Source organism: Rothia sp. HSID18067 (assembly GCF_003989445.1).
GTDB classification, from domain to species: domain Bacteria; phylum Actinomycetota; class Actinomycetes; order Actinomycetales; family Micrococcaceae; genus Rothia; species Rothia aeria.
This window is the reverse complement of sequence record NZ_RBMF01000001.1, coordinates 818,656-830,709: the sequence shown is the minus strand read 5'-3', so window position 1 is coordinate 830,709 and position 12,054 is coordinate 818,656. Positions and strand designations below refer to the sequence as shown.

Genomic DNA, 12,054 nt, shown 5'->3' with positions numbered 1-12,054 from the left:
GATGCACACTGGAGCGTCGCTGATAACGGCTGACCCTGTAGGGCAATTGACATTTGAGCGAGTGGAGCAGTAAGAACATGACGGAGACTATCTTCCGTCGTCAAATTTATATAATTTATGTCACTCTGCGAGAAATGGTGTGGAATGTGCGCCCGTGACGAACCAGCGCGTACTAGGGTGTGGGCGGTTATTAGAATGAATATATGAGTCTTGCGCAGGAAATTAACCGAGTCGTCGCCCCGTTTGAGGTTGTTAGCCAGTACAAACCTGCCGGGGATCAGCCTAAAGCCATCGCGGAGCTGACTGAGCGGGTGGAGAACGGTGAAAAAGATATTGTGCTCATGGGCGCCACCGGTACCGGTAAGTCTGCCACGGCGGCGTGGCTCATTGAGTCGGTGCAGCGTCCCACCCTGGTGATGGTTCAGAATAAGACTCTTGCCGCGCAGTTGGCGAATGAGCTGCGTGAACTGCTGCCGCATAATGCGGTCGAATATTTCGTTTCGTACTACGACTACTACCAGCCTGAGGCTTATGTGCCGCAGACTGATACGTTCATTGAAAAGGACTCCTCTATTAACGAGGAGGTGGAGCGTCTGCGTCACTCCGCTACAAACTCCCTGCTGACCCGCCGCGATGTTGTTGTGGTCTCAACCGTTTCGTGTATCTACGGTTTGGGTACTCCTGAGGAGTATGTGGAGCAGATGGTAACCCTCAAACGAGGGGATGAGATTGACCGGGATGACCTGCTGCGTCAGTTTGTGGCTATGCAGTACGCCCGTAATGATATGGACTTTCACCGCGGAACGTTCCGCGTTCGGGGAGACACCGTCGAGATTATTCCCATGTATGAGGAGCACGCTATTCGCATTGAATTCTTCGGGGATGAGATTGAGGCAATCTACACTCTGCACCCACTCACAGGTGAGGTTATTCGAGAAGAAACCGAGATGTATGTTTTCCCGGCAAGCCACTATGTTGCCGGTGCCGAGCGTATGGCCCGGGCCATTGCCTCCATTGAAGATGAGCTTCAGGAGCGTTTGCAGGCCCTGGAATCTCAGGGGAAACTTTTGGAGGCTCAACGGCTACGCATGCGCACCACCTATGACCTTGAGATGATGGAGCAGATGGGGTTCTGCAACGGTATCGAGAACTATTCACGCCACATTGATGGACGCGCGGCCGGTAGCGCACCGCACTGTCTGCTGGATTATTTTCCGGATGATTTTTTGCTCATTATTGATGAGTCTCACGTGACGGTTCCTCAGATTGGGTCCATGTATGAGGGCGATATGTCGCGTAAACGCACCCTAGTGGAGCACGGTTTCAGGCTGCCGTCTGCGATGGATAACCGCCCGCTGAAATGGGATGAGTTTTTGGAGCGCATTGGGCAGACCGTGTACCTGTCGGCAACTCCGGGTAAGTATGAGCTTTCGCAGGCTGACGGGTATGTGGAGCAGATTATTCGACCAACTGGCCTGGTGGATCCTGAGGTGGTGGTGAAACCCACGAAGGGTCAGATTGATGATTTGTTGGAGCAGATCCGTGAACGTACCGAACGTGATGAGCGCGTGCTGGTAACCACGTTAACGAAGCGTATGGCGGAGGACTTGACTGAGTACCTGGTGCAGCACGGGGTGAAGGTACAGTATTTGCATTCCGACGTGGATACGCTCAAACGCGTGGAGCTTCTGCGTGAGCTACGGCTGGGGACGTTCGATGTGCTGGTGGGTATTAACCTGCTCCGTGAGGGGCTGGACCTGCCGGAGGTGTCGCTGGTGGCGATCCTTGACGCAGATAAAGAGGGGTTCCTTCGCTCGACGACATCGTTGATTCAGACGATTGGTCGAGCTGCGCGTAACGTCTCGGGACAGGTACATATGTATGCGGATAAGATGACGGATTCGATGCGCACTGCCATTGATGAAACGAATCGTCGCCGTGAGATTCAGCAGGCGTATAACCGTGAGCATGGTCTGGACCCGCAGCCTTTGCGGAAGAAGATTGCCGATATTACGGATGTGCTCGCCCGTGAAGAAGAAGATACTCGCGAACTGTTGCAGCTGCGTAAGGCGGGTAAGAGTGGTGCCCGCAGTGTTGAGAGCGGTAAGAAAGCCACGAAGGGTGGTGCGGGTGCCAAGATTGCAACGAGCACTCCGGAGTCAGATGCCCTCTTGGCAAAAGCTCAGGAGCGTGTACGTGCGGACGGCCTGGCGGCTGAGCCTGCAGAGGACCTGCTGGATCTGATTGAGCAGATGAATGAGCAGATGCGCCTTGCTGCCGAGAACTTGCAGTTTGAGCTGGCGGCACGTCTGCGTGATGAGCTCTCAGACCTGAAGAAGGAGCTTCGTCAGATGCAGCAGGCGGGGCATGCCTAAAAAGGGCTTGCTTTACCAGTAAACCTATGCGGTAAAAATACCTCTGCTGATAGTTGAGAGTTTTATTTGGGGTTGGACTACGTGTAAACTTATCGAAGCGGTTGTATTTTTGCGCATATGCGTTGCCGCTTGTGGAGGGTTTAGCATTAGCCCTCTACATACTCAGCTCTCAGACACGCATTCACTCACAGACCTACGGAGGACTTATATGTCACATAGCCCCGCGCGCACTTTTAACAGGCGTACTTTCGCTAAAGGTGTTGGCTGGGCGGCGCCTGCCGTCGTGGCTTCGGCAGCGGTACCAGCCTACGCCAGTTCGGTGTGCGAGACGAAACCTCCGCTGAAGTTCGATGAAAAGAATCGGTGGGTGTTTCAAAATACCGGTTCTGCGAATCTGTACTCTCGTGACGGGTTTAGGGCCATCACGTACCAGCAACAAGAGTTTTTCACATCTTTATCAACTGTGGATTACGATAAGTCCCGTACGGATAAACCTCAGATAGCTGTAGTGCGTGGCAGCTACGAGGCCTCCAATACGGGGGACACAGCCTTTAATCCGCGGTGCGGTAAGTACAGATTTAAAGTTGATCTGATATCGATGCGGGGTGCTGCCCCCACAGAGAACACCAGGTTATACCCTACTCTGGAGATTCGGCTCATTGGCCCTGACGGTCTTACTGTTCCCGGTACCGAACAGAAATTTACTACCGATCCGAAGTCCACAGAAGCGGGCGTGAAGATTCTGCCCGCCACAGGTACAACACAGCCGAGACCTCGGTACGTGACTGCTGCAACTCCAGTCACATTTACCCCTAAAGCTGGCATGTACTATTTTGAAGCTAAGCTTACTGCACCGGTTAACTATAACCATGGAGCTGGTGTGCGTGATAGGAATATGCAGGCTGACGGGATTGGCGTCACTGCCCCAACCTTTGAATTTATTGGGCAGTAACCTTAGTGATTAATCACATAAACCAGAGCAAAATAAGCGCATAAACATACGTAATTAGTGAGCAGACAGAACCCAGTTGAGCATACAGAAGCATTCGAGAATAAACCGCCGCACCCTCACGAAAGGCGTAGCGTGGGCGGTACCGGCGGTGCTAGCATCTGCCACCGTACCTGCTTTCGCGGCGTCTCGGTGTCAAACAGCTGAAGGGCACGGGTTCGCCCGATCCAGTCGATGGGCTATCGCTAACCCCGCAACGGGGGCTTTAGCCTCACCTGCATCTAATGGGCCAGCAGTCATTAACGGTAAAGAATACTGGATATCCCAGACAACGGCTTTGGGCGATGAGAAAGCGGTCATTACCCTCACGACAAGCTACCTTGCCAGTGATGACGGTGAAGGGGAGCTGAAACCGGGGTGTAAATACACTTTTAGGTACTTTGTAGTAGCCTCAGATACGAACCACGGTGGCCGTAAAGGGGACGTGAAGCTGGATATTCAGCTGCGTAACCCCAGCGGGGTTCTGGTGCGCAATACCGGCCACTCGTACACAACAAAATCAGGTCAGAATACTAATAAAACAACGTCCGTGCCGTTTAATACCGAGGTTGCGGCCCGCGGGGTGAACTTCACTGCACGGGAGGGGCTGTACCATCTGGAGATTACGATAACGGTTGCAGCAGAGGGGAACCGGCGAGAGAAGGTGGCAGCTCGCGGCATCGGCATTACCTCACCTTATTTCGAGTTTTCTGGATAACCTGCACCAGGTGCTGGGTCAGCTCGTTAGAGGGCGTTTTCCTGGTCGTATTTTTCTCGGGCGGTGAGTACTTCAGCCATATGGTCTTGGGCCCAGCGGCGTAGCGCATTCATGGGTGCGGTAAGGGTGGTGCCCAGGGGTGTGAGTGCGTAATCAACACGTGGCGGCATAGCGGCCGTTACTTTTCGCGTCACCAGACCATCCCGCTCCATAGAGCGCAAGGTCTGGGTGAGCACCTTGGGGGAGACACCTTGAATACGGTCTTTAAGCTCACTAAACCGCGCGGTGGGTTCTTCTGAAAGGGCCGCAACAATCATTGGGGTCCAGCGGTCGGTGAGATGCCGCATCACGGTTCGTGAGGGGCATGTGCTGGCGAGGATATTAGCGGGGGAGTCAGTGTGAGGCGTCTCTGTGTTGGTGCTCATCGTTCTATGCTCTCCTTATGTGTAGAGGGTGAAGTTTTGCCCGCAGTAGGCTGCGGAAGACACTTTAAAAACTCCCCAATAGTTACCTTGAGGTACTTAGTATCTAAAGAATACTATATATTGTGTTGGCGCAACACATGAACCGCCCACAGAAAGAACACCCTCGAACCTATAGGTATTCCGGGAAACACGAAAGGACATATGAATGAATATTGCAGTCATTGGTGCAACTGGGATGGTTGGTGAACGTACCGTAACCGAAGCCATCGCACGGGGCCACCAGGTGGAGGGCTACAGCCGTTCTGGTCAGGCCGTTGCGGGAGCAGAAGGGAAGGCTGTAGATCTGAGCAATACCGGAGAACTCGTTACTATCATCAATAGCCATGATGTAACCATTATTGCTGTCTCGGCAGGGCGCGGCGTATCAGCCGAGCCGGTCATCCAAGCACACAAGGCACTTATTGCAGCAAAACCCTCTGGCCGTTTGCTCATTGTAGGTGGTGCGGGTTCTCTCAAAGACGCCAAGGGACAGCGGTTCGTCAATAGCGCCGGATTCCCCGAAGAGTACAAGGCCGAGGCACTGGCCTTCTGCCAAATCCTTGACGAATACCGTGCATCTTCAGGACTAACGTGGACCATGCTCTCACCCGCATTCAATATTGCCCCCGGCAAGCGCACCGGCGCATACAATACTGCCTTTGACAACCCCGCAGGCGAAGCGATCAGCGCAGAAGACTTTGCGGTGGCCCTCATTGACGAAGCTGAAACCCCCAAGCACATTGGACGCCGTTTTACCGTCGCCAACTAGGAGCAAATCAGCCGGTAAACCTATACCAAGGAGCAAATGAAGAAGAAGCGGCGAACCTGTCGAGGTACTCACGCCGCCACGCAGAAAACCCCTCGTTACCACCCGGAGGGTAACGAGGGGTTTTCTGCGCCCAATATGGTTCTTACTGGTTGTGAACCTCAGCTAACATATTCTTCAAATGCCCCAGAATAGTCAGCGGGTCAGAGCCAAAACCATCATGGTGATGAGTCTTCGACGTCCACACATGGGTGTTACCCACCCACCGGGCGGTCTCCATGGAATTCTCATAATCCACATAAATATCCGGAGTATAAGCCGCCGCGACCACAGGAACCTCATTCCGGTGAAGCTGCTCATGATCGTAGAGACGACCCCAATCTTTCTTCTCCGCGAGCAGCTGCGCCACTTCAGCAAGCGGCCGCAGCGCCGGATCCTCCTCGTAGTACCAGGGGAAAATATGCTCGCCCGTGAAGAAAAGCGTCTCAGCATCAGGGGCAAATTCGGGGCGCTTAGCTGCAACGCGTGCCGCCGCCCAGTTCGTAGGCGCCGGAGAAGGTGAAACAGTGAAACCAGGTATACCCGGCAGATTACCGTCAGCCGGACCATCCGCGTAAATCGTTTCGTGCATAAGAGCGTACAGCGGGTTCGCCAAGAACGACACCTCACCGCTCATGCTCGATAGGAATTGGTCTGAAAGATGGTCATCTCCTTCAGCAAACGCAGTTTCCAGGAAATAGTGCAGTCCGCGTTCACGCCAGCGCCCACCCAGGTAATGCCCCGCCATCTGGAACCGGTGATCGGTGAGGCGCTCGCCGGTGGGCAGGAACTCCTCATGGGTACGCAAATGCTCGGCGATGCGGGTAGCCAGCGCAGCATCTTCCGGGAACCAGCTGTAGTATTCCTTATTACGTTCAGCCATGCGGTCGAAGGTGTGCTCATACACGTTATCGACAGTGGTGCGGATCGGGGCCAGGCCTGCGGTAATCCGCGAATCACGTAGGGACTGTGGCGCGAACGAAAGGTAGGAAAGAGTGAGGAACCCGCCGAAGGACTGTCCAACTGTAGACCAGCGCTTATCGGTTCGGTCAGCTAGAAGAACCTCACGCACGGCCTCGGCATCTGCAATGATAGAGTCCGCACGGAACAGCTCCACATACTCTGCCTGTAGCTGCGCGTCACCAACGGCGGTGATATTACGGGCAGATAGCGGGGAAGACATGCCGGTACCGCGCTGATCCAGCAGGATGACACGGTGCGTTTTGGCTAGTTCAGCAATCCAACCACCGATCGAACCGGTCTTTGGAGAACCGAACCCGGGCCCGCCCTGCAGGTACACAATATAGGGGCGTTTCTCAACGGGAAGGGTCAGCGTATCTGAGGTATTAATAACCTCACGTGCAAAAATCTTAATGCTCTGATCCGCAAACCGTGAAGAGAGAGCAGCATCTTTGCCACGAGAAAAAATAAGACCGTGGGTTAACGGTACCTCAAACCAGTGATCAATAATCTCGTGCTGATCGACCTTGGTGGTTGCGCCCTTACGGTACTGAACCTGGGGAAGCTTAGCGACGGCCAACGTTGAACCTTCTTTCTGTAGTGAATACACTGCTTTTAGTCTACCTCTCATTATCCCCAAAAACCGTACAGTGCAGGTGAAAAATAGGGACAATCTAAAGCGCGAGGAACACGCCTTAACCTCCTATGTTGGTAGCGTATTCCTCGCGCTCATAGGCTGCCTAGTCTTGTATCTCGCAGACAGTGGCGAACGATGTGCCATTCACCCGGCTACCGGCAACACCCGGTGAGGTTCCGGTAGCTATATATCCGCTATACACCCGTTGGTTGTCAAGATACGACCCTCCCGCACCACCGGCCCCGGAGAACGCAGCTGAGCCCACGGGGGACCAGTAGTCTCCTGCCTGGTATTCGCCATTAACGTACGTGTATTCCCCAGCCCACCGCTGATCGGTAGCGTAACCAGCAGCGGTCGTTACCGAGCCTGAACCGCCGCCACCGTACCCTCCGCCGCCGCCGGTAATCGTGAAGGTTAGCGATTGGGTTTTATCGGTTGCTGTGAAGGTGTGCGTGAGTGAGCTGCCGTCGGTGGAAGTATTGGTAGGAATAGGGACAACGATACCGGGTTGGCAGTGCGATGCTGCAAGAGCAGGCACGGCAGTACTCGCGAGAACTACAGGTACAGCCCATGCTGTACCTTTGACCACTCCTCGTCTAGAGATATTTCCCTTCATGAATGTTCTTTCTCCCTGTGGTTTAAATAATCTTCAAATGTGTTCGATATAAGCCGCTGTGCGGTATTCAGTAGTGTGATGACGACACGCTGAAGTCTCAGCTCGTAAGTGAATAAATTTTCTGCAAGTAGAATAATACAACACTCTGTGTGAAAGGTAGGGGCGCTCAGAAGGTCTTGTTTTACTAAACGTGTGGTCTAAATATAGATGAATCTATACCGCGGGAGTGTATATACTTTCACTCAGGGGTGGGGTGGAAACTGTTGGTATGCAGTTGGCTTTAGGTGTTAAAAGAACAACCCCGCCGCGGGGTGACGACGGGGTTGGTGGCATTCAGGAAAGCTCGGATAAAATATCCGGTGTTCGCGTGCTTTCCTTGTGCTGATACCTAGTGTGCATCACAAAAAGATAATTTCCAACTCTCGTAAATCCCCTGAAAGATCTGTCAATTATGAATGTTTATCTTGAAGTATTCACGGGATTTTCTGGAAAAACAGGCATATTTTGTTTAACTGTTGAGTAAATATAAAGATATTTATATGACCCGCATAACACAAAAAGGTATAATAATCGAAGAATATAGCACTATTTATGTGTTGCATATCACTAAAATTGAGGTGGTGAATGACTGTACAACAGTCATAAAACCGTTGGGAAAGCCCCGGCTATTCAACAAAAACCCAAGCATATGCCGAGTATATCCTCCTGCTACAGCTCAACCTGCACCAAGTTCATTACCGGAAAAACAGGAAAGGGAGCATAAGAACCAAACCGCCACCCAATGAGTCATAAGAAACACAAAAAGAACACGCCAGGAAGGTGCGAGAGCGGGTACATCCTTCCCTTTCATCACATGTTTAAAATTTCATTTACCTATAGTAAGACATGCAACAAATGCCTATTTAGGTACATTATTGCTAAATCTAGAATTCACCCACGCTCAAAATCTTCAAAACTGGGTAACCAGCATCATCGGAAGCAGCAAGATCCACCTCCGCCCGAATACCCCAGTCGAAGTTGTCCTCAGGATCAGCAAAGGTCTGCTGTACTTTCCATACACCAGGATGCTCCCGCACATTATCGTCAATCTGAACGAGCTTAGGGGAGCGGGCCTCAGCATCCGTATAAATATCGTCGTAAGCGTCAAAATAGTCGTCCATCGCATCCGCCCATGCGTCAGCATCCCACCCTGAAACCTCATCTAGCTCCCCAAGTATGCGATCTCGCTCATCAGCGAAAAGCTCCACACGGCGGAAGAGAGCATTGCGCACCATCACCCGGAACGCGCGTACATTCTTCGTGACGGCTGGGGGAGTATCATCCTCAAGCTCGGCGGCGGCACGATCAGCTGCCAAGGATGCAGCATCTTCGCCAGCGGCAAGTTTCTCCCACTCGTCCACCAGCGATGAGTCGGTTTGGCGCACTAGTTCACCCAGCCACTCAATAATCTCTGCAAGATCATCGTTGACGGCCGACTCGGGTACCGTTTGCCGCAACGCCTTATACGCATCCGAAAGGTAACGCAGCAACACACCCTCGCCACGTTCTAACGCATAGTACTGTACAAAGTCGTTGAAACCCATAGCGCGCTCGTACATATCACGCACCACAGATTTCGGGTGAGGTTCAAAGCGCGCCACCCAGGGCGCCGACTGCTGATACGTACTGTACGCCTGCTCGATTAACTCTGCGAGAGGCTGAGGGTAGGTTACCTGATCGAGCTCATACATACGCTCGTTATACTCCACACCGTCTGCCTTCAGCTGCGCTGAAAGCTCATTCTTAGCCTTACGCTCCTGCGCGTATAACACCAGGTGCGGTGGCTCCAAAGTTGCCTCAATCAGTGAAAGAACATCCAACGCATAGCTGGAGGAATCGGGATCCAAAAGTTCAATAGCTGCCACTGCGAATGCCGAAAGCGGCTGATTCAACGCAAAGTTATCCTGCAAATCCTCGGTCAGCCGCAGGTATGAGCCATGCTCATCCGGGGTATCTGTACGCTCAATAACCCCGCCAGTCAGCAGCTCCTTATAAATACCAACAGCTTTACGCAAAAGTTCCCGACGACGCTGCGGCGGCTCATGATTCTCCTGAAGAATGCGGTAGGCTGCAACCACCGGATTCTGCGGGCGCTGCATCAGGTTCAAAAGCATTGAGTGGGTCATATCGAACGAAGAGGTCAGCGGCTCAGGCTCTGCTGCGACCAGCTGATCGAAGGTCTTCTCCGACCACCCCACAAAACCTTCCGGTGCCTTCTTGCGCTTAGACGACAGTGACTGATTAATCTTCTTCGTATCGTCACCGAACTTCGCCTGCGCTTTAGCCAACAGACGCGCATTTTCTATATCGTGTTCGGGTGCCTGCACCACTACGGTACCGGCGGTATCAAAACCAGCTCGACCGGCACGTCCCGCGATTTGGTGAAATTCACGTGCGCGCAGGCGGCGATTCTTCGACCCATCAAACTTTGACAAGGCCGTAATAAGTACAGTGCGAATAGGCACGTTAATGCCCACGCCCAAAGTATCGGTACCGCAAATCACCTTTAACAACCCAGCCTGTGCAAGCTGCTCCACGAGGCGACGATATTTAGGGAGCATTCCCGCGTGGTGAATACCAATACCAGCCCGCACCAGTTTATTCAGCGCCTTGCCGAAGCCCGGGCCGAACCTGAACTTCGCAATAAGCTGCGCGATCCGTTCTTTCTCCTCCTTCGAAGCAATAGCTACCGGCAACAGCGCGTTTGCCTGCTCCAAGGCGGCCTTCTGGGAGAAATGAACAATGTAGACGGGGGTTTGCTTAGTCTGCACAAGCTCCTGAACCGCCTCCTGAATGGGGTCGGTCGAGTAGTAGAAATGAAGCGGAATTGGGCGCTCGCTACTGGCAACCAGCACGCTTTCACGACCGGTGAGTGCCGTCATCTCTTCCTGGAAGCGTGTGGTGTCGCCCAGGGTTGCGCTCATGAGTAAGAATTGAGCCTGCGGAAGCTCCAAAAGCGGCAGTTGCCATGCCCAGCCGCGTTGCGGGTCAGAATAGAAATGGAACTCATCCATAATAACCTGGCAGACATCTGCGGCCTTGCCCTCGCGCAGAGTAATATTCGCCAGGATCTCGGCGGTACAGCAGATAATGGGGGCATCCGCATTAATAGCCGAATCCCCGGTAATCATACCGACATTTTCGGCACCAAAAATCTCGATAAGATCAAAGAACTTCTCGGAAACAAGCGCTTTAATGGGTGCGGTGTAGTAGGAACGCTGACCAGTCGCCAAACCGGTAAAATGCGCCGCCACCGCCACCGTAGATTTACCTGACCCGGTGGGGGTTGCCAGCACCACGTTATGTCCCGCCGCAATTTCCAAGACAGCTTCATCTTGGGCTGGGTAAAGCGTCATGCCTCGGCTGGAGCTCCACTCGGTGAACGCCTCATAGATTTCATCCGGGGTGAGCGGATTGCCGGTGTAGTCGCGCCGGTTGTAATCTCCGGGATTCTCCGCGAGTTTGGGGGAAAGGTATTCAAGAATGCTCATGGTGCTTCAATTTTACCGAGTCTAGGGGCAGAGAATTGGCAGAATCCGTCAAAATCAGCGATGCGCACAATATTGGCGGCTGTCGCAGCATACAAAGTAGATAGGCCACAGAAAACTTGGGCGTATGGTCAATCTACGCTAGCCGAAATCCGCCGACTGTTAGACTTGCGTATAGCGACGTGGGGTTATTTTCTTTTCTGACAAGGAGTACGCAATATAGCATGAGAATATCCTTAAAGGATACAAAAATAGCAGGATACTGGGCGACCGCAAGGGAAAATACTCTTGATGATTGCGTGTCAGAACTTCACCATTTTATGACCTTGCTTGAATCACTGTCCCCGGGTGGACACTGGCGTATCATGCGCGAAGCTCCTCAGCGGCTAGGGGCCAATGTTGAAAATTCTACCCCCGGACTGACCGATCTGCTATTGGGTCAGCTAGAGGGCGCAAAAACTCCAGATGCAGACGCCTCATTTGGGTACTACTTTAACCTGGAATATCTGGGGCCGCTCCCAATAATTGTCCAAGGATGCGTAGGAATACAAACCGACAATAAGAATTATAAAAACTTTGTCCTGATCAAATTTTGGCGAGACCCCGAAGTACCAGAATCTTCACAGGGAGAACTCACTCTTGAATCCGGTCACCAGCTGCTTGAAACAATTATTCGTTGCTGGTCACCGCACTTAGCGACATGGACAACAACTGCCTGGTTACGTGCTGTACCGAAGAGAGAGGCGTACACACCCTCTCTAGGGTGGAAGACCTATTTCAGTGAACCAGCGGTATGCGAACTAATCAGCGACTTAGGCAAACCCCTGCATCAGGGAATACTCCTTGAAACCGCAACGGATATTCACGACGTAACCCCGGAAAAAATTGCGGCGCTAGCGCAAGAACTCGCTGGCCGGGGAGTAGAGGATACGCTGTACCGTGGTGCATAGCAGGATACTGACCC

At 52.8% G+C, this 12,054-nt stretch carries 9 protein-coding genes; 5 read left to right on the top strand and 4 right to left on the bottom strand.

The genetic code is table 11. The features are described from left to right. The first annotated feature begins 203 nt into the window (after window positions 1-203). The 3 genes from uvrB (at window position 204) to D8M23_RS03585 (ending at window position 4,081) form a co-directional block, all read left to right on the top strand. A complete protein-coding gene (uvrB, locus tag D8M23_RS03595; protein ID WP_126853734.1) occupies window positions 204-2,375 on the top strand; it encodes an excinuclease ABC subunit UvrB in 2,172 nt (723 codons plus the stop codon). 208 nt (window positions 2,376-2,583) lie between these two features. Further along, window positions 2,584-3,327: a hypothetical protein gene (locus tag D8M23_RS03590; RefSeq protein ID WP_126853733.1), complete on the top strand. Its 744-nt coding sequence runs from the start codon at window positions 2,584-2,586 to the stop codon at window positions 3,325-3,327. Between the two features lie 76 nt (window positions 3,328-3,403). Beyond that, a complete protein-coding gene (locus tag D8M23_RS03585) occupies window positions 3,404-4,081 on the top strand; it encodes a hypothetical protein (RefSeq protein WP_126853732.1) in 678 nt (225 codons plus the stop codon). 26 nt (window positions 4,082-4,107) lie between these two features. Here D8M23_RS03585 and D8M23_RS03580 read toward each other — a convergent pair whose 3' ends face one another. Continuing rightward, entirely contained in the window at window positions 4,108-4,506 is a 399-nt protein-coding gene (locus D8M23_RS03580) for a winged helix-turn-helix transcriptional regulator (RefSeq protein ID WP_126853731.1), read from the bottom strand. Window positions 4,507-4,711: 205 nt separating this feature from the next. On the opposite strand from D8M23_RS03580, the gene D8M23_RS03575 reads away from it, so the two are divergent. Then, the gene (locus tag D8M23_RS03575; protein ID WP_126853730.1) at window positions 4,712-5,314 is read left to right on the top strand and encodes an NAD(P)-dependent oxidoreductase; all 603 of its coding nucleotides are present in this window, start codon (window positions 4,712-4,714) and stop codon (window positions 5,312-5,314) included. 142 nt (window positions 5,315-5,456) lie between these two features. Here the strand turns inward: D8M23_RS03575 and D8M23_RS03570 are convergent, their stop codons facing one another. The 3 genes from D8M23_RS03570 to D8M23_RS03560 all read right to left on the bottom strand — a co-directional run bounded on the left by D8M23_RS03570 (window position 5,457) and on the right by D8M23_RS03560 (window position 11,093). Then, window positions 5,457-6,890, bottom strand: coding sequence for an alpha/beta fold hydrolase (locus D8M23_RS03570; protein ID WP_238693465.1), 1,434 nt, complete (start codon window positions 6,888-6,890; stop codon window positions 5,457-5,459). A 160-nt stretch (window positions 6,891-7,050) separates the two neighbouring features. Next, window positions 7,051-7,563: a hypothetical protein gene (locus D8M23_RS03565; RefSeq protein ID WP_126853728.1), complete on the bottom strand. Its 513-nt coding sequence runs from the start codon at window positions 7,561-7,563 to the stop codon at window positions 7,051-7,053. A 923-nt stretch (window positions 7,564-8,486) separates the two neighbouring features. Beyond that, window positions 8,487-11,093 (bottom strand): DEAD/DEAH box helicase, encoded by a 2,607-nt coding sequence (locus D8M23_RS03560; RefSeq protein WP_023133308.1) that lies wholly within the window; start codon window positions 11,091-11,093, stop codon window positions 8,487-8,489. 362 nt (window positions 11,094-11,455) lie between these two features. On the opposite strand from D8M23_RS03560, the gene D8M23_RS03555 reads away from it, so the two are divergent. Beyond that, window positions 11,456-12,040 (top strand): hypothetical protein, encoded by a 585-nt coding sequence (locus tag D8M23_RS03555; RefSeq protein ID WP_238693743.1) that lies wholly within the window; start codon window positions 11,456-11,458, stop codon window positions 12,038-12,040. Window positions 12,041-12,054 lie beyond the last annotated feature (14 nt).